The sequence below is a fragment of the Streptomyces sp. C1-1 genome (assembly GCF_050214755.1).
GTDB lineage: Bacteria > Actinomycetota > Actinomycetes > Streptomycetales > Streptomycetaceae > Streptomyces.
Genome location: NZ_CP189826.1, coordinates 6687932 through 6707575, shown reverse-complemented (window position 1 = coordinate 6707575; position 19644 = coordinate 6687932). Strand labels below are relative to the sequence as shown.

Sequence of the window (19644 nt, the reverse complement as noted above, 5' to 3'; positions counted from 1 at the left end):
CCCCCATGGGCCCGTTCCCGCTACGCGACGTGCCGACGGGAGACCCGCTCGACGCCGACACGAACCAGGTCATTGGCGCCATACCGACTTGGCCGGAATCGGCGTCCAGACGATCTAGAAATCATGATCGCGGCGGGGTCACCAGGACCCTGCCGCCCTCGCCGCAACCAGAAAAGTTGCTGTTCATAACGTTTCTCCTCGTGATTGCGCAGTGATCCTGCCCGGCCCTGCCGCAGCGCACTCCTGACGAAGGACCCGACCTGCCTCGCGCGGCTGCGGGTTGGAACCGGTTCCGGCAAGCGTGTCGAGCACCCTCAGGAGGCATTTTCGAAGAGGTTCCCTGACTCCTTGGCCACCCCGCGAGACCCACTCCTCGCGGAGCTGCTTAGCCGAGAGAGCCCCGGAGGAGTGGTCCGGGGCTCGTCGCGTGCGGTGGCGGTGCGGCGCGAGGCCTCACATCTCGGGTTCGCCCGCGGGGTCCAAGGCGAAGGTGACCCTTTCCCCGACCTGCACAGCGGCCTCGATCATTCTCTGGCGTTCGTCCCCCGCGTAAAGGTCGGCGCAGGCGCTGATCGCCGGGTACAACTCCGAGAGGATGAGAGCGGCCGATTTCGGAATGACCTCGGCCGTGCGCCACTGCTGCCCGAGCCGGTCGATCTGCCTGCACAGCTCGTCCAGCGCGAGCCGATCGAACCCGTCGTTCAGGCGCAGGGGAACGATGAATCCGTCAGCCGCTTCGCTCAGTTGCGACACGAGTTCCTCATCCACTGGATCATTCCTCATCTTCGACCATTCCGATGATGGCGCTCGGGTTTATGTATCTCTCGACCAGAGCCTCTTGCGATGATTGCGCATTTGTGTTCGCAGACCATCCCCGCAGGTACCTGGCCCTGTTTTCCGCCGAGGTGAGATCGACCAGCCGCGCCTCGACTTTGTCGCCGTCGATGATAGCGACCCGCTGACCAGGCTGGCGCCACTTCTTGATCACATCCCAGCTCTTCGTCACTGAAATCCACTGGGTCCGCACCCGACTCCCCTGACCTATCTGCACGTTGATGGTGTAGTCACCGTCAACGTTCTTGGCGAACAATCCCTCTGCCGGATCCTCGTCGGGGCGCAGATTTCTATACCAGATTCCGGCAGCTGCCGCCGAGGGTCCTCCACGTAGAACGTCTTTGAGTGACTCTCCCGACGAGTCCGACGAAGTCATCGGGAAATACCCGAAGTCGGTGGAGTTGTGAGCGTCGGGCCGGCTCTTGGGGCAGGCTCCGGGGGCCTCGTCGCAGAAGACCTCCCAGAACGTCTCACTCGCCAGGTGGATTCCGTTGCGGGCGTCCCACATGTCGTTGGCGTCCGTCATCCGGTTCTGCTTGTCGACCATGTGGAGTGCGTCGAGCCATGCGCGTTTCGCCTCCTCGCCGAACTGGCGCGGCGGGATCGGCGCGATCGTGACCGGATCGCTCGCCGGGGCCCTGCCGGTGCCACCGCCGCCGCCGCATTTGTGCGTGTCGCAGTAGTAGCTGGAGCCCTTGTACTTCTTCGACCCTGGGTCTTGTTCAGGGTGATAGGTTCCGTATGTGCCGTTATTTCCGGAGCAGAAGTGAACGGGTCCACAGCTCTCCAGGCCCGTGGGGTCGCTCTGGGTCACCGGGCTGTTGTCGGCGTAGGTGTAGCCGTTGAGGGATTGAGTGTCGCTCGTGTCGAGTTCCGGGTCGACGCTGAGGAAACGGCCGGTGGCCGGGTCGTATTCGCGGGCACCGACGTAGGTGAGGCTGGTGGCGGAGTCGGCGGACTTGCCGAGGAAGGCCTTGTCGTCGGGCCAGGTGCCGGTGCCGCCGGAGCGGGGGGCGCCGAAGGGGCTGGTGTATCGCTTCGTGACCGCCTGGCTGGTGGCATCGAGGGTCAGGCTGCTGGTGCCGTGCTGGTCGCCTGCGAGCCAGGAGAGGGTCTCAGTGCCGGTCTTGTCGGTGCGCAGAGCGATGACCTGGCCGCCGGCGTTGTAGTACCGCTGGGCCCAGTACTTGGCGGTCGACGTGGAGGTGTCGAGGTGGACCTCCGTGCCGTCGTCGAGGTAGAGGACGGTCTCTCCGCCGGTGTTGCGGCGGATCAGGAGCGTGCCGTCGGCGTCGTAGACGTGGCTGGTGGTGCTTTTCGTGGTGCCGGAGCTGGACTTCTCGGTGAGGGTGCCGAGTTGGCCCTCAGGGCTCCAGGTGAGGCTCTGGGTGTCGGTGCCGTTGGGGCGGCCGGTGGTGTTGCCGGTCGCATCGTAGGCATACGTCGCGGTCACACCCGTGCACGAAGTGGCCGTGGTGGTGGCGGTCAGGCCGTGCGGGTGAGCGGTGTCGCCGTAGCAGTACGTCCTGGTGCTGGCACCGGCGGAGGTGTGGCTGGTCTCCGTGGAGCGCAGGCCGCCGTCGGTGTAGCTGTACGAGGTCCAGTACGGGGCGGCGCCGCCGAGGTTCGCGGTGGTACGGCCGGAGGCGGAGCAGTCGGCGGTGGACGGGGTCCAGGCCTCGATCAGACGCTGGTGGCCGTCGTAGGCGAAGCACTGGTCGTCGGCCTTGCCGGTGCCGCCGAGGGTGGTGGGGTCGGTGATGGAGGTGACGTTGCCCGAGTCGTCGTAGCCGTAGTTCAGTTCCTGCAGCTCGTAGTTGTGGGTCTGGTCGGTGACCGCCGACTGCTTGAGCCGGTCGGTGCCTTCCTCCCAGGTGTTGGTGATGTAGGCCTTCTTGGTGCCCTCGGCCGCGGAGGTGCCCAGGGTGAACTGCTGGGGCTGGCCGATTTCGGAGTAGGCGGCGCCGAGCAGGTAGCCACTGAGGCCGGCCACGTCCGTGGGCAGACCGGCACTGTCGTAGTGGGTGACGACCTTCTCCGCGGCCAGGCCCCCGGCGGCAGGTTCGGAGATGTACTGCTGGGTGCCGTCGAGGTTGTAGTACGTCGAGAGGGTCAGCGTGGAGGTGACGGCGCCGGACGTGACCAGGGCGTCGGTCGAGGGCAGGAGCAACTGGGTGGTGGTCGGCCGGTACAGGCTGTCGTAGGCGGTGACCTTGCGGGTGTAGGCGGTGCCGGTCACCCCTCCGACATAGCTGGTGGACGAGTCCAGCTGCCCCTTGGCCAGGGTGTCGTAGGCCCAATGGGCGAGCTTGTCGGCGTCGGTCTTGGCCGTCTGCCACTGGTCGGTCCTGCGACCGAGTTCGTCGTAGCCGTACAGGAGGGTGGTCTTGCGGGAGTCGGTGGTGGTGGCGACCTGGTCCAGGTCGGTGTACGACGTGGTGCTCGTGCCCTTGTCCGGGTCTGTCGCCGAGGCCTGACGGCCGAACAGGTCGTACGTGTAGGACCACTGGGTGCCGTCGGGGCCGGTGACGGTGTCCGGTTTGGAGTCACGGGTGTAGGTGTACTTCGTGGCGCTGTAGGCGGTGCCGACGCCCGAACCGTAGGCAGTGTCGGCCGGGTCGGTACCGGAGTATTCGCGCTGCTCGGTGGTGCGGCCGAAGACGTCGGTGATGGTGCGGGCCGCGGATCCGCCGGCCAGGGCCGTGGTGGCGGTGGAATCTCCGGTGTACGTCGTCGATGTGGACCGCTTCTTGACGCCGTAGACGTAGAAGCTGCTCTTGGTCGGGCGTTCGGCTCCGTCGTAGACGGTGTCGGTCTGCTTCGGTGCGCCGCCGTATTCGGCACGGGCGTAGCTGCCGGAGGGGGTGGCGGTGGAGTCGAAGACGTCTGCGTAGGTCTCGTAGGCCAGGCCGCGGCTGTTGTAGCGGGCGTCGGTCAGCAGCCGGCCGCCGTTCGCGGTCGGGGACTGGGTCTGCAGCGGCCGCAGCAGCGAGTCGTAGATCGTGTAGCTGGTGTTGTAGACGCCTTCGCCGAGGATGCTGGAGGTGGAGACCCAGGACGGCGTGTTGTTCGTGACGGAGTAGGCGTACGTGTAGTTGGCGCCGTATCCGGCGGCGCGGAGGTGGTTGGGCAGCCAGACGGCGGTCACCCGGCCGAGTGCGTCATACGTCGACTCGGTCAGCTTCGTGTTGACGTCGTAGGCCTTGACGGGAGTGCCGCGGGCGTAGTCGAAGTAGGTATAGGACTTCTGAGTCTTCGCGTTGGTGACCGTGGTCTTGGTGAGCGGTCCCGTCGTGGTCGGGGTGTAGACGGTGGTCGTCGGGTTGCCCAGCGCGTCGGTCACGCTCAAGGGCCGGCCCAGGGTGTCGTACGTGGTCTTTTCGACGGTCTGCCAGGAGGTCGGGGCCCGCTCGCCGTTGGTGGCCGTGGCGGGGTAGGCGGAGGCACGTCCGGTCCAGTTCGCGTCCCCCAGGGTCGGGGTCTGCGACGCGGTCCAAGCGGTGGCCGTGGCGGAGTCGTAGACCGTGGCCGCGTCGGACAGCACGTCCCCGCGAGTGCTCGACGAGCCTGGCAGGCTCAGGTCGGTCTCGGCGGTGGAGCAGGCCCGGCCGACGACGCGGGTGCGGGAGACCAGGGAGTTGATGCCCAGGTTGTCGTTGCGGGCGTACCAGGTGCGGGTGCAGGTCTCGTCGCCGGTGACGGCCGTGTCGCCGGCGTCGTAGACGGTGGCGGGCATGCCGTAGCTGTCGAAGCTGGTGGTCACGCTGCGGGTGCGCCACTTGGCGGCAGCGGTCAGGTAGGTCGAGGTCTGCGTCTTGTAGGTGCGGACGAAGTAGGCCTCGATGTCGGCGTACGACTTCTGCTGACTGGCCGTGCGGCTGGACCAGGGGTCGTTGACCGTGGCGGTGACCGGGGTGGACCCGTTGTAGGAGATCTGCTCGCGGGTGAAGCCCGAGAAGCGGTCGCTGTCGGTCTGATCGGCCACGCTCAGGCCGGTGAAGCCGATGCCCGGGACGGAGACCGAGCGGGTCGTGCCGTCCTTCTGCTTGTCACCGTCCATGCCCTGCAGATACAACGACACGGTCTTGGACTGGGTTTCGCTCGACGCGCCCTTCAGCGTGGTGACGGTACGGTAGCCGCGCCAGTCGGACCAGGTGCGCTCCTTGGCCGGGGTGAACGGGTCGTTGTTGTAGTGCCAGGCCGGCCCGGAGTAGCTGTAGTGGTTCTCCATCGTCTCGCCCAGACCGGTGGGGTCGGAGGTGATGACGTCGGTGACCCGGTACTTGTTGAACCAGTCCAGCGTGGCCTCGGTGGCGCCGTTGACGTGCCAGTAGACCGGGTAGCAGCTCATCGTGTCGTTGTCCTCGGACGACGGCATGTTGGAGCCGCGTACGCATTCCGGGTTGGACAACGTCACCGTGGTGATGGCGCCGGCTTCGGAGGTGATGGTCTGAATGCGGGGCCGGTTCAGCGGCAGGACGTTGTCCGTGGCGGAATCGACCCGGTTCTCCCGCATCTGGTAGGTGAACGTGACCGGGTCCAGAGAGATCGCGGTGCCGTTCTTGCCGGTGTGTCGGACGCTCTTGAGGACGAGGGTCTGGTCGGTGCTGTTGCCGATGTCGCCCGGGTCCAGGAACTGCTGGGTCAGCGCCCAGGAGTCGACGTCCGTGTAGGCGCTGGAGGCGGCCGACCAGGCGTGGGTGTCGATGCTGGTCAGGCGCTTGCGGGTGAAGAACGCCGGGCCGGTGGCCTTGCAGTCCGCGCCGGAGGCGCAGATGGAGTCGTACGGGACGTCGGGCCAGCTGGAGGCGGTGGAGGAGGTCAGCGAGGAGCAGTCGGCGGCGGTGCACCGCTCGTCATAGCTGAAGGTGACCTCGTCCGAGGCGGTGCCGGTGAACAGGGTGTCCTTGTTCTGCCCGTAGAGGATCTTGGTGAGGTAGCCGCCCCGCGTGTACTGGGTGGTGCCGGTGGACGCGCCGTCCTTTCCGTAGTAGTTGGTCTCCGCGGTGTACCAGTACGACATCGCGTTGCCGTGCAGGTCCACGACGTAGTCCAGGTTCCAGCGCCAGGCCTGGGTGAGGGAGCGGTCGGCGAAGACGGATCCCTGGTCGTAGCCGGGCTCGCCGGAGTTGTTGCCGAACACCGGAACGGTCCATACGGAGTTGGTGCGCTGGGTGTCCGCTCCGGGCAGCTTGTTCAGGCCGAAGACGTACTTGGTGCCGTCTCCGGTGGTGACGGTCCAGTATTCGCCGTCGTTGTCGCCGTTGTCGGCGCCGGTGGAGTGGGTCACGGTGGAGGCGTCGTCGTCCTTCAGGTGCCAGACGCCGGTGGTGTCGTCCTTTACCAGTTCGGTGGACTTGCCGTTCAGCACGAGCGAAGCGTTGTCGTACTTCCAGCACTCGTCGTACTTGCCGCTGTCGCCGTCGTCGTCGCACGAGGCGTAGGACCGCTCGACGTAGGAGGACGCCACATCGCCGAAGCCCTCACCGACGAGCGTTCCCTGGTTGTTCGTCGAAGCCGTCCTGCCGTCCACGCTCCCCGAGTCGTACGACAGCGACAGCTGCGGCGAAGGTCCCGCAGCGGCCGGCGGAGTGGTCAGTGGGTAGGACCAGGTGAAGCCGCCCGAAGCACTGCCTGCTTCCCAGCTGGAGGAGGCCGAGAGGGGGCTGGCCGCGTAGTTGCCGGCACCGGAGGCCGATTCCCCCGATGAGGTGGCGGTCACGGCCAGCACCGTGGCCGACGTTGTGCCGGCAGCCATCAACGACGTGCGCGGCACCGAGCGCGAGGCCCGCGGAGTGCCGCTGCCGCTGCCGGCCGTCCCCAAGCTGACTTTGGCCGACAGTGTCTGAGCACTGATGTTGTTGTGCGAGCCGAGCGGGGTCTGTGTCTGGCAGGCGGCCTTCCGCGGCGTGGTCAGCACGCATGCCGGGAGTTGAACGAGCCGCAGGCGACCGGACCAGCCGCCGCCGTAGGCGGAGGCGAACGCCGAGTAGTCGATGCTCACCTGGGCGGAGCCCGGCTCAGCGGCCGATGTCGTCAGCAGCACACCCTTGATGCCCGCTGCCCGGGCCTGCTGTTGCCCGAGAACCCGCACCCGAACCTGGCCCGCCGCCGAACTGGTCCCCCGCCCGGGTACGACGGTGACCGGCAGTCCTCCAGCTGTCAGCTTGGCCAGGCCCTGCCCCGGTATTCGCCCGGTCACCTCGGCGGTGTGCGGCCAGACCACGTGCTGTTGGGCACGTGCGCGCTGGGCCTGGGCCGCGTTGGCGGCCCCGGTTCTCGCAACTTGCGCACGGGCCTTCTTCGCGCCCAGGCCCGGATGTTTCCGTACCTTGTCGACCCGCTGCTTCGGCAGCGCCGGCTTGCCCAGGCCGCCCCCGGCAGCGTGAGCCGCCGGCACGCCAAGTCCCGCAGGAACGACCAGTGCCATGCACAGTGCCGCGACAACAGGTGCCCGCCGACGCAGTACAACGCGCCCCCGTGCAGGTGCACGCCACAGCAACAAAACACCGCGGGTCAGAGCAGTGCCGATCCAACGAGCCTTCATGCCGGAACTCATGACTAGCCTCCCGCGACCGCTGCCGGCCGCCTGCGCACGCCAAGGGATCAAAAGAGCAAGGGGACAGGGGAGTCTGGCCGGGTGGGGCGGCTGCTTGACGCCGCCTCACCCGCACCTGTCACGCGGGTCAGTCTCCGATGGTGTCGGTGACTTGCTGGTTGGCCATGGCACCTGCCCACAGCCTGATGTCGGTGATCTTTCCGGGCAGGTAGTGGCCCCAGGCTCCGCCCACGTATCCCTCACCGGCCGCGAACTCGCCGGACCCCGCCACCGCCGTGTAGGGATGAGTGGCGTCGGCGCCGTTCTCGTCGGGCCCGAGGTAGAAGTGGATCGTGCCGGACGGGGCGTCGTACGTGCCCGTCATCCGGACCGGGCTGCCCAGGACCGCGGCCTCGTCGGAGACCACGCCGTCGAAACTGCCGTCCGTGTTCAGCCGGCCGAAGTACCACTTGCCGACCGGAACGGTGGTGTCGGTGTCCGGGTCGAGGTCGGTTCCGGTCAACTGGTACCAGAAACCCCAGGACGAGCCGTCCGCACTGCGCTGGCCGACGACCTGCGCCGTGTATCCGACCGGCTTGGAGAGCAAGGCATCGCGGTCGATGTCCACCAGCGTCGTGGCGGTGAACGAGGCCGTGTCGTCGAGCACCGGTCCGGGCGCGGTGGCGGCGCCGTCCGTTCCGTTCAGGACGAGGGCCTGGCCGTCGAGCGAGGCGCCGCCGGACAGGGTGAGCGAGCGGCCGTATCCGGAGGTGGTGTCCCCCAGCGTGCTGCCGCTCGCGCCGTCCGGGTTCCAGGCACCCATCAACTCCACGCTCGGCGCATTGTTGCCGTCGAGCAGTTGGTCCTCGGTGGCGACCTCGTCGTCGGTCAGGGCCCGCTGCCAGACCGCCACCTCGTCGACCCTGCCCCGCCAGTAGTTCACGTAACTGCCCGGGGTGAAGCTGGCCCGGCCGAACTGCAGGGTGCCGTCGGTGACGGTGGCGTCCGACGTGCTGGGCAGTGCCACCGGTGAGCCCTGCAGACGGCCGTTGACGTACAGAGACATCGTGCGGTCGACGGAGTTGTAGACGCCCGACAGGTGGGTCCACGCCTTCAGCGGCACCCCGGCCGCGTCGGCGTTCGCGCCGAGGTACTTGCGCACCCCGTTCTCGTACCAGTTCCACAGGAACACCCAGCGTTGGATGCCCGGCGAGTAGTACAGGGCGAATCCGGAGCCGTCGCTGCCCGTCTCCGAGACCACCGTGCGGTAGTCGGACCCGTCTGACAGGTAGGCCCAGGCGGAAACGGTGAACGACGACTGGGTGTTGACCACCGGTGCGGCGGTGGCCGCATACCCGGCCTGTCGGGTCGTGTCGGAGGTGTCGTTCAGCCACAGCGACCGGTCCCCGTCACCCCGGCGTGCCAGCGACGACCAACCCGTGCCTCCGGTGTAGAGGGTCGCCGGGTGACGAGTGCCCTCGGTCGCCGTGTCCGCGGCCGTGGTCACGCCGGAGCCCGGCACCGCATCGTCGAAGTGCCAGCGACCGATCGCCGTCTGTCCCTCGGCGACATTGAACTTCACGATCGTCTTCGCGCCCCAGCGCCCGGCACTGTCCTGCGCCCGCACCTGCAGCTGCTGGGTGCCCGCCAACTGGGGAGTAATCCCGGCCGTGACCTTGTTTCCGGAGATCGGCTTGGACCAAGCTGTGGAGGTCGCCAGCTTGTACTCGTAAGCGGTGTTGGTGTCCCCCGAGGCCGGCGAGAAGGTGAACTGGCCGGCCACGCCTGGGCCGCCGGCGGGGGCGCACGCGTTGGCCGTGCACTCGGAGTACGGGCTGCCGAAGGTCACTGTGGGGGCCTTCGGGGCGGCGGTGTCCACCTTGAAGTAGCACCAGCCCTTGGTCGTCACCGTGCTGTGCGACTCCAGATAGCTGTCGCCGCTGTTGTAGTAGGAGCGGCTGAACACCGCCAGCCGGTACAGCGGTCCCTCGGACAACGTGATCGGCGACGGGTACGTGAGCACAGTTCCGTTGCCGACGAAGCCGCTGGTGGGCCGCACCGGCTCGGTCGCCACGGACCAACTGCGGTCGGTGTTCTGCTTCTGGATGTAGAAGTGGGCCCGCAGGCTCGCCCCACTGCCTCCGCCGGTCGCCGTCCACACCGTGGCGGTCAGGCTCGGCGTGGGATCCGCGATCACATCCGGGTCGGCGGAATCGGTGTCGCAGCTGATCCCGCTGCTCTCTACGATGCCCGCCTTGGTCGGCACCGCGGGCAGCCCCACATACGTCACCGACAGCACCGCGTCGTTCCGAAACCGCTTCCAGGCACTGGTGTCCGTCTCGTCCCGGGCCTTCAGCAGCAAGGTCAGCCGTGAGAACTTCCCCGCTGCGAAGTCCCCCACCGTCGATGTCAGGCTCGAGCCGCTGAACTCGATCGGCGCCGGCGGCTGCGATGGATCGCACAGAGAGCTGCGACCCGCCGACACGTCCCGGCTGGCCATCGTCCCCAGATACGAGGGACGGGTCGACCAGGTGGTCGACGACGAGATGTTGCCGGTGCGCTCCAGGTCGACCCAGCGCGCATCGCACGTGAAAGACCAGCTCTCGGTCACCCGGAACGTCGCCGACAGCACCTTCTTGCCCGCCAGGCTGCTCGGCGAGAACTGGAAGTACAACCGCTCGGTGTAGCCGGGGCCGCAGTAATAGCCGTTCCACGAGGAGCAATGTCCCGTGCCCTTGCCCTCGTTGTTGCTGCCGTTGCCCCAGTTGAAGTCGGTGACACCATCCGAGCGCAGATACGTGTGGGCCGTCTGGTCCAGGCCGACACTGGGGTCGATGTAGAGGGGATAGGCGCCGCTGTCACTGTTCGACAGCATGCCCGCATCAGGCACCACGGCCAGCGCATCCGTGCTGACCTGGACCGGCAGCACCGCAGACGCGTCCCCGTCGCCCGGCCCCGCCGTACCGTCACCCGATGCCCCGGCGGAAGGATCCGTGGTGGCCGACGGCGACGGATCACTCGCCTGCGCAACCGCGGTCGTCCGCTCCAGTTGGGCGGACGTCCCGGAGGTGGTCGCATCACCCTGCGAGTCCCACATCAGCGCGGCCGGAGCCGCGAAGACCGGGCGCGCGTCGTCGTCCACGGCGGTCATCCCGCCACCGCTCGTCGGTGCCACCGTCAGCCCGTCCGCCTGCAACGAGAAGGCGACCTTCTTCAACTCCGGCTCGGCAGCCGCCTGCGGGGTCTTCACCACCAGCAGCTCACGGAAGCCCTCGGCCGTCGCCGTCATCCGCAGGTCCACGCCCGGAAGCACATCGGCGTAGACCGCGCTCGCGCCGTCCAGCGTCGGCTTCGGTAGGGTCCCCGGCCAGCCCAGCCGCAACGACTTGCCTCCCCGGGCGATGTCCACCAGCCCCGAGCCATCACCGCCGTCGGAGAACGCAAGATCCACCACGGCCGCCTTCGGGCCGACCGTTCCGTCCGACCGAACCACCAGGCTCGGATCCGGGGACACCCACGACCCGTCGCTCCGGTGCACCCGCACCGGTACGGTCGACTGGTCCAGCGTGAACGTCGTGCCGTCCGGATTGGCGTACGTCGTCGTGTACTCCGTACGGTCATCCGAGACCTCAACCCGAGAACCACTGGCCGTCGCCTGTTGCGCGGCGGCTGCCTCCGGCGAGAGGGACGTCGTTCCGGCGGAACCAGTGCTCTGGCCGTCAGCAACGGCCGTATACGCGGCGGCCATTGCGACAGGCTGTATCAACAAGACGAATGCGGCCAACCATGCCGTACGCGACGACCGCACACGTCTGCCCCCCGAATCCCCCACAGCCCACCCCTGAGCACTTGACGAACTGATCACAATCGCTTGGCGATTGAGGAGCATGGCAGGGGCAACACAATTGAAGTCCAAGGGAAACTTCAAGATCAGACAAGCAAAAGCCCGCATACGAGCAAAGAATTTGATCGTTCACCTTGGTGATGGGCGCCGTACATCAGTGCGATCACTATCGACGGCTTGGAGGTCGTCACACCGCCCAAGAAGAGGACGGCGCCCGGTGATATGCGGTACATGCAGGGCGGCGGGCTGACCACCGAACGACGACAGCTTGGTGAGCGGATCCGGCACGAGGCCGGCGAGCGGATCACCCGCGGCGAGCAGGGATCCGAGCACCGATCGCACGGAAGTTCTGCGTCGACTGATGGCGGCGGTCTGACGGCTGCTGCACCAGCACGGCTACCCCTGGCAATCTCCCGCCCCCCGCACGCCGGAACACAACGAGCATGCGGTCGACCGCGGAAGAAGGACGTGGGGCCGCAGGCGGCATGACTGCGGCCGCTCGGGGCCTTTGTCGCCTTCGAAGACGAGGCCGGGTTCTCGTTGACACCGCCACGAGCCCGCACTGGGGACACCGTGGGCACCCGCCCGCGGTCCGGATGAGGGGCCGGTCCCAGCACCGCTGGTGGATCGCCGCCCTGTGCTGTTACGAGATGGAGCGGGATGCCCTGATCATGATCGCCGCCAGGTGCCGCGGCCGATCAACGCCGTGATCATCAAGAAGCACGAGCAGCTGGACAACCCCGACGTGGGGAAGCTCAGCAGCCGGGGCACTCGACTGGCCGGTCGACGATCCGCAGGTCGTCGAGATCGCCGAAATCCTGGAGCGCCTCCGACGAGGTAGGTGCCGACGGCTGACGACCAGTTCGTCCGTGTGGTGGACTCAACCATGGTCGAGTCCTCACCAGGCGCCGCGCGGATCGTGGCCATCCGGGATGAGCGGGCCGGAGGGGCTGGACCGGCATCGAGCGAGTGTCTGCCACGACCTGCGCTTCGTAGGGGGCCTGGGACGTCAGGGTGACGTCATCGGGAGTGAGGATACTGCCGGTGATCCGACGATTCCGCCGACGATGGCGCGGAAGCTGATGCCTCGCCCATCGCTGTAGACAAGGTGGGCTGCGCCGTCGGCAGGCGCTCCCGTGTCGGTCGCCAAGTTGGCGCCGAGGCTTTCAGCCAGGGTGGGTCACGGAGCACCACAGGAGAGGAGCGAGTGATCGCTCGGGGCCGTTTCCTCCCGCGACAGCTCCTGACACTGGCCGTCACCAGGACACGTCCGCGTATCCGCAAACCCAGACAACCACCGCCCCGAACGCCTCGGCTCACCCACACCGACCGGAGCGCAGACACATCGCCAACACTGCCCTGGTTACCAGCGGCCTCAGGACGGCCTCAATCCTGGGCCCCTTCACACCACGACCCAGTAAAAAGGTCTTCTCAGCCACGCCTCCGCAGGCATTCACGCAGGTCAGACGACCAACCGCTGACGCAGACCGACGAGTCCCCAAACTCACGAGCAGCGGATTCAGTCCGATAGGGCAAAGTTGACGACCCGACACCTAAAAACGAACGTTTCCGCAGGTCACAGCCCTGCACAAGTGGGGCGGGTGGGACTCGAACCCACGGCCGACGGATTATGAGTCCTTTGAGGATCTTGGCGGCCCTTGCCGATCAACGTCCATTCATGACGTTTTTGCTGGTCAGGTGAGGTGCGCTGTGTCTACGCCTCTCTGTCCTTGTCAGTCTGTTCCTATCCTTGCGTCCCAACTGCGTCCCGACACCGCCCCGGATAGACAAGCCCAGCCGGCCCTGCGCCCGTCCCCCCTGCCCGGAAAGGGCGCTCCAAGGTGGGCGCAGCGGATTTCCCTTCCAACGCGCAGCCACCCCGCTATCGGGACGGACCCTCTATGACCATCACGGTTGGCCAAGACGTCGATACAGAGCAGAGCCGGGAGTCAGGCGGATCGGCCTCCGTAGGGTTGAGTTCGGGTGTTTAAGAAGGGAAACGGAAGCCAGTCAGCCAGATGCGGGCCACAATCAGCTCGCGCATCGTGGCGTTGACGTGGTGGGTGTTGTCCCACACCAAAGCCCTGCTCCCCGCCCTTGCGGCCGTGGTGCACCAACATTCGGAAGATCAGCCGGGTGCGTCGGCCGGGCCTGAGGCACACCACACCGGCGAGCTCAAGCACCCGAATAGCCCTTAAAGGGAGAAAACGCACTCCGAGGCCGTGGGCAGGCTGGTCCGGAGTCCAGTTATGCCCATTGCCACAGGCCAGCCGCTACCTCCACCTCCGCCATGTGCCTACCAATCTACGGGACTCGGGTTGTCGGAATGATCCGATTACATCAACGTTGGTGGTCGGAGCGTGGCAGGATGCGGTCGACTGGCCGAAGCTGGGGGACACCCATGATTGACAGACTCCGGCTCGCTGATGCCGCGAATCAGGACGCCGCGACCAACGCCCTGAGCCTGTGGTTACCCTCAGCGAGCTTTCTCTTCGAGCCGATGCCGCGGGGCCGCTCGGGCGCCGAGCTGGTGAGCGTAGATATCAGTGGAAACACGGGAGACCTCCAGCCAGGCACCTACGTCCTGCGTGTCGGCCCGGCGGAGGAGGAGCTCGCCCAAGCTAACGAACTAGCGGCCCATCAGCTAATCCGCGACGCCGACCCTGAGTTCGCCGAGCAGCACATCCCGCGTCTGCTCCACATCGACCAGCGCCACCACGGCAACGTTCGGCTTGTGGTGTCGCTGCACCAACTGGCCGGCGGCAGTCTCAGCTGGTATAACCCGCCACGCAGCGGGTCGACAGGGCTGCTGCGCTGCGCGCACTCGATCTCCCGCGAGGTCCTGAACGCCTGGGCGAACCCGAGCGACATAACGCAGATGCGGCCACACGACCTGCTGCTGTCGCTAGTCGGAACAGCCAGGCTCGCCGAGTGTCTGGATGCTGTCCCGTCTCTCTTCGAGGGCGAAGTCCACCAGGAGGACGGGCACGCCTTCCTCAACCCGCTCACCGTCCTGGGCGAAGCCGAGGACGGCATGCTGCCGATCATGGGGGCAATCTGCCACGGGGACCTCAATACGGGCAATGTGCTCGTGCCTCGGGACGAGGTGGCGGCCGACGACGGCTCCTTCTGGATCGTAGATCTGGACCAAGCGCGCCAGTCCGTCGCTGGGTTCGATCTGGCCTACCTCGAGGTCAGCGTCCTAATGAACCTCTTGCCGACCATCCGCCGACCCGTGCTCGCCCGGTGCCTGGAGGCGGCAGAGGACGCCGCAGTCAAGTCCGTGCCGGACGACTGCCAATGGCTCGTTGAGTTCCTGCAGCGGTCACGTGCTGGCATCCTCGAATGGGTCTCCAGCCAGCCTGGGCGGGTGGACCTCCTGCACCAGCAGTTCACACTGGCGCGCATGGCGGCCGCGCTGCTCTGGGCCCGGCGTTTCCCCCATGACGACGAACGCACCCGGCTCTGCCTCGCCTACGCCGGCTGGTACGCCTTGCGGTACCGCAGAACCTTCGCCCTCACCACGTCGCAACAGCCGAGCGTTCTGGCGCCCTCCACCGCGCCGGAGGAGGTGGAGCGAGTCCGCGAGGATCTGTGGGAGTCCTTCTGGGGCACCGTCTTCGGATTCTCCCCGCATGCTGCCCGATACGTCCTCGTCGCTGAGCAGCTTCCACGCACATCATCCATCTCGGCGCTCGGGCGCATCCCCTGGTCTCTGATCGTCGACCTGGATCCGGCCTCGGACGGCGACGGCCTTCACCACTGGGCCGGCCCTATCCTCAATACACAGCGCGCGGTGCACCTCTTCACCGAGGACCGCCCGGTGATCGACTACGGGCGTGGCACGGCCTGGCTGCTGGCCGCTGGATCCGTGCTCCGCCGGGAGCCTGCCCTGGAAGGACGCGAGTGGGTTATCCGTCGGCTGGACACCGTGCGCCGGCTCACCTCCTCATTCCACCAGTTCGTAGGCGACACGCCGGTGTGCGTATTGGTACTCGAAGGCGGCACCGAGTCCACCCCGGGAGGCGGCCGGAACAGGCTCCTGCGAGTCATCGAGACTATGGACGAGATGCTCCAAGGGCAGGCGACCTTCCTGCACGTGGGGCTGGCCGACCTGCAACCCTACGTCCCCATGGTCCGGGTGCCGCTGCCCGCGCAGGACTTGTTGGACCGCCTCACCTCGACGCTGGGCACCAGCGCCGAGTACCTCGACTACACGGTGCCCGCCCTCGACAACGGCACGGCGGCGATTTCTCCGGAGACCATGCAGAAGCTGCGCGAGCACCTGGTTATCCTGCATGACGGTATCGAGGCGTCTACTCCGCCTGGCGACAAGAGCAATAATGATGCCTTCTGGCGCGGCGGCCTCATCGGCTGGGACGATCTTGATGCTGGCCGGGACGTGGTGCGCGCCGCCAACGACGGTATAGTGGCCGCTCTTCGCGACAGTCTGAAGCAACACCGCACCCGTACCGTCGTGGTCGAGCATCGGCCGGGGGCTGGCGGCACCACTGCGGCCCTGCGCGCCGCCTGGGACCTGCACCAGGAGTATCCAGTGGCGGTGCTCCCCCACGGCGTCCCGATGGGGCCCTCGCGCGTTCCGCTCGTTGCCGACCGGCTGCATCTGCTGTACACCATCACGCAGTTGCCTGTATTGCTCGTCGCGGAGGCGGGTGACCTGAGCGAGTCCTACCGGGAGGTGCTGTACCGCGAATCGGCCAGACGCAACACCCCGCTGACAATTCTCTACGTCAGACGAGGAGTCGCACAGGCAAGCCGGAGCGCCCTGCAGGTATCAGAGCCGCTTGAACCGGCGGAAACCGCCGCTTTCCTCAGACGCTACTCTGCGTTGACGGAGGATCAGAACCGGATCGATGAGCTACGAGTGCTCGGCACCGAGCACTACGAGCCCTACCGCACGCCCTTCTTCTACGGACTCATCACATTCGAGCGGGAGTTCACCAAACTCTCCACCTACGTACGCACCCATCTCGACCATGTGCGCGGCCGCGCGCGCGAGGTCATGCAGTACCTCGCCCTGGTCACCATCTACTCCAACACGGGGCTACAGCGGGAGCTCGTGCAGAAGTTGATGCACGTCTCCACCCCGTCGGCAGAGCTCGACCTCTCAGACGTGCTGGGCCCGGAAGCAGCCCGGCTGGTGGCGGTGCGCAACGGCCGGGTCCGCCTGCAGCATCAGCTCCTGGCCGAGCAGGTACTGGCCGAACTCCTCAACGACGACCAGTGGAAGCAGCACCTCAAGGACCTATCGATCGCCTTCGTCCAGGCACTGGCAATCACCACCGACGTGTCTGCTGACCCGGTGCGGGTACTGCTCCGCCAGATGTTCGTGGACCGGCAGGGCGGCACGGCGGACGGAATCGAGGACAAGCGGAACTTCGCCCCGCTGATCGAGCAGCTAGACCTCAACTCCGCCCACCAAGTACTCAAGTCCCTCACCGAGCACGTACCAGACGAGCCGCACTTCTGGAATCACTTGGGTCGGCACCAGATGTACCGGCTCAACCGGGAGCTCGACAAAGCAGAGGAGTACGTCACGCGTGCGGTGGAGCTGGCGGAGTGGGACTTCCTGCATCACCACACCCTCGGGCTCGCGCGCCGCAGTCGAATGCGCCAGGCGCTGCGGGACGCCAAGCGGCGCGGTGTGCAGTCGGTGATGGCCGCAGCCGACCGCTGGTTTGCGCAGACCGTCGAATGTTTCGCCACCACCCGGAAGCTTAATCCAGAGAACATCTATGGCTATGTCACCCATGTGCAGGCCATCGTCGATGTCGCCAAGGCGATCAAGGATGCGGCACGGGTCTCGTCCATCGCGGAACTCAGCTCTGACGCGAGCGAGTGGGTCGCGGAAAACGTGGCCGAGGCCAACTTCCTGCTGAACGAGGCTGCCCAGCTGTACGGGACCCTGGACCAGCACGACGACTACTTGGTGCGGTGCCAGGCCGACATCAAGCGGCTATATGGAGACCTCGACTCTGTGGTCGAATTGTGGGAGCTCGCGGTCGCCGGCGATCGCAGCACACCCATGATGCAGCGGGCGCTAGCCCAGGCGTACTACGTGCGCGGCGGCCGCAGCTGGCGGGAGCTGGACGAGGCCGAACTGGCCCGTATCGTAGAGCTGGCCCGACAGAACCTCTCCAGAACGGGCTGCAAGGAGGAGGACTACCGGCTCTGGTTTGAGGCGTACAAGCTCCTTCCAGAGTTCGACGTCGACGAGGCGCTCTCCCAACTCCAGCTGTGGGCAGACCGCTTCCCATCGTGGCGCGCCCACTACTACCGGTACTGCCTCTTCTTCCACCTCTGGTTCACCGGGCGCAGCAACGACGTGGAGGCCTTCCGCGTGGAGCAGCAGCAAGCCGAGAAGTACATGGTGGGCCGCTCCAACCGCTCCTATCTGTGGCTGTCCACCGGCCCCGAGTGGTACCCGCTAATCGCCGACAGCGACCTCGGGGAGTGGAACCGCCGGGACATGTTCTGGACGAACACCACAAATTTGCAGCGGGTGAACGGCGTGATCGACTTCATCCGTGGGCCCCAAGCGGGCACCATCCAGCTCGAAGGCGCAGTCACCGCCTTCTTCGTCCCTTCCCGGGGCAAGTTCCTCCCCGACAGCGACGAGAACACTCCGGTCAACTTCTTCCTCGGCCTCAGCCCCGAGGGGCCCCGCGCCTGGGATGTCAAACGAGGGCATCTCAACGACGCCCTGCGTGCCCGGCAGACAGTGTCCACGGCCCCGGTACGTGCGCTCACTACCCGGCAGGCAGTGGACATGGCACCGGCCCAGGTTGCGGCGCACGCTGCCACGCTCACCCGGCAGCGGAAGCTCGAATTCTGCATCTCCCTGCTGGAGGCCTGGCAGACAGTCGACGACGCACCCCGGCTCTCCAGGCTCACCGAGCGGGTCAGTGCCCGCTTCCGATACGACGGCGCGGATGTCCCCGAAGTCCTAGCCGAGTCAGGTCGGGTCTACATCGACGCCGACGAAAACGACCCGCTCGTCCAACTGCTCGACGGCCCGCGACCGGCCGGGTCAGCGCCGGCCAGCCACGGGCCAGCCTCCGGCGGAGGGCCGGAACTGGGCCGAATCACCTTCGTCAACGTCGCCGAAGGGCACGGCATCGTTGAACTGGTGGACCACGGGTGGGCGCGCTTCACGATGGATGATGTGCGGACGCCACTTGCCGATGGCCCGGTCCGCGGCCAGATCGTGCGGGCGGTCATGGCAGAGATGGACCGCAGCGGTGGCCGCAATGCGCGCGGCCTGGAGCTGTTCCCCCTCTCGTCCACGCTAGTGGGCACCGAGGTGGTGCACGCGGAGCAACTCCGGGAGCGCGTTGAGACCGCCTTGCGGTACGAGATCGAGGAGAGGCTCGCGCGGGGCATCCCCGCGGTGCCGGCCCGGGAACTCGAGGAGTGGCTGGAGGAAAGGTTCACTGGCTGCCAACCGCTCGCGGACCGCCTTGGGCTGCCGTCCCTGGGACGGCTGTGGGCCGAGCTGGACTGGCTGAAGCAGAGCCGGACCTCAGGCAACAGGACAGTGAGCCTGACCAGCGGGGCGGTGTTCGGGCGCGTCAGGGAGGCCCACGTCGCGGAGACTAAGGGGCCGCAGCGGCGCGCCAAGGAACCCGACGAGTTCGGCAAGGCGTTGGAATCTGTGGTCGCCGAGCTCCAACAAGCCAACAGGGGCAGGGCGCCTACGTTCTACAAGGTCAAGAACAGACTCGTGAAGCAGTTAAAGAAGAAATACGACGAGGTGATCGGGGGATCCCTGAAGAGACGGATCGAGCAGCAGCCAGGGTGGGAGCTTCAAGAGCTCAAGCCCGGGGTGCATCTCGTCCAGCGATCCACCGGTCCCGCCGCTGCAGCCGCCCCGCCGCCGAGTGCGTCAGAGTCCTTTGGGCTCGCGCTCGCCCACGTGGTGGAAGAGCTGGCCAAACAGGGCAAGACACCAGTCCTCCAGACGATCGGGGTGATGCTGCGGTCCCGGCTCGGCGATGCCTACGCCAGCGTCGTCGGTTCTTCGTTGAAGAGGCGGATCGAGCGTGAACCTGGTTGGTATCTGGAGGAACTCCGCCCCGGAACCCTCGTCCTTCGCCGCGCCGGGCATGCCCCTGCTTTTCCGGACGTGCCCTCAGCGATAGGGCGCTCCGTAGAGGAGGTGGACGTCGCAGCAGATCTGCGGGCCGTGATCGGAGAGCTCTTGATGCGTAGCAGCGAGGCTCGTCTCACCGATCTCGGAAACGCGCTGCGGGAGCGGTGGGGCCCCGAGGCCTACCGAGCGTTGATCGGTGGCCGTACGCTCCATCACCTGATTGCAGTGCATGGGTGGGAGGCCCACAAGACAGATCTGGGCATCTGGGTCCTACGCGGACGGGACGCCCAGCCCCCGAGCTCGGAGGAATAGGCT

The 19644-nt window shown here is 66.8% G+C and carries 4 protein-coding genes and 2 pseudogenes; 2 read left to right on the top strand and 4 right to left on the bottom strand.

Annotated features, from left to right (window positions below):
- Positions 1-453 precede the first annotated feature (453 nt).
- From ACQF4J_RS30485 to ACQF4J_RS30475, 3 genes are all read right to left on the bottom strand, one after another.
- Positions 454-768 carry a hypothetical protein gene (locus tag ACQF4J_RS30485; RefSeq protein WP_427167244.1) on the bottom strand — a complete coding sequence of 105 codons (315 nt, stop codon included), beginning with the start codon at positions 766-768 and terminating at the stop codon, positions 454-456.
- 4 nt (positions 769-772) lie between these two features.
- The gene (locus ACQF4J_RS30480; RefSeq protein ID WP_427167243.1) at positions 773-7234 is read right to left on the bottom strand and encodes an RHS repeat-associated core domain-containing protein; all 6462 of its coding nucleotides are present in this window, start codon (positions 7232-7234) and stop codon (positions 773-775) included.
- 286 nt (positions 7235-7520) lie between these two features.
- The gene (locus tag ACQF4J_RS30475) at positions 7521-11120 is read right to left on the bottom strand and encodes a LamG-like jellyroll fold domain-containing protein (RefSeq protein ID WP_427167242.1); all 3600 of its coding nucleotides are present in this window, start codon (positions 11118-11120) and stop codon (positions 7521-7523) included.
- Between the two features lie 472 nt (positions 11121-11592).
- Between ACQF4J_RS30475 and ACQF4J_RS30470 the strand changes: the two are divergent.
- A pseudogene (locus ACQF4J_RS30470) lies at positions 11593-11863 on the top strand (IS630 family transposase); the annotation flags it as partial.
- A gap of 1343 nt (positions 11864-13206) precedes the next feature.
- Here the strand turns inward: ACQF4J_RS30470 and ACQF4J_RS30465 are convergent.
- Positions 13207-13396, bottom strand: a pseudogene (locus ACQF4J_RS30465) (IS630 family transposase); the annotation flags it as partial.
- A 221-nt stretch (positions 13397-13617) separates the two neighbouring features.
- Here ACQF4J_RS30465 and ACQF4J_RS30460 point away from each other — a divergent pair.
- Positions 13618-19641 carry a hypothetical protein gene (locus ACQF4J_RS30460; protein ID WP_427167241.1) on the top strand — a complete coding sequence of 2008 codons (6024 nt, stop codon included), beginning with the start codon at positions 13618-13620 and terminating at the stop codon, positions 19639-19641.
- The last annotated feature ends 3 nt before the right edge of the window (positions 19642-19644 follow it).

Coding starts and splice junctions, on each gene's coding strand:
- ACQF4J_RS30475 (WP_427167242.1), bottom strand. CDS start 11,120: ATGGCCGCCGCGTATACGGCCGTTGCTGACGGCCAGAGCACTGGTTCC.
- ACQF4J_RS30460 (WP_427167241.1), top strand. CDS start 13,618: ATGATTGACAGACTCCGGCTCGCTGATGCCGCGAATCAGGACGCCGCG.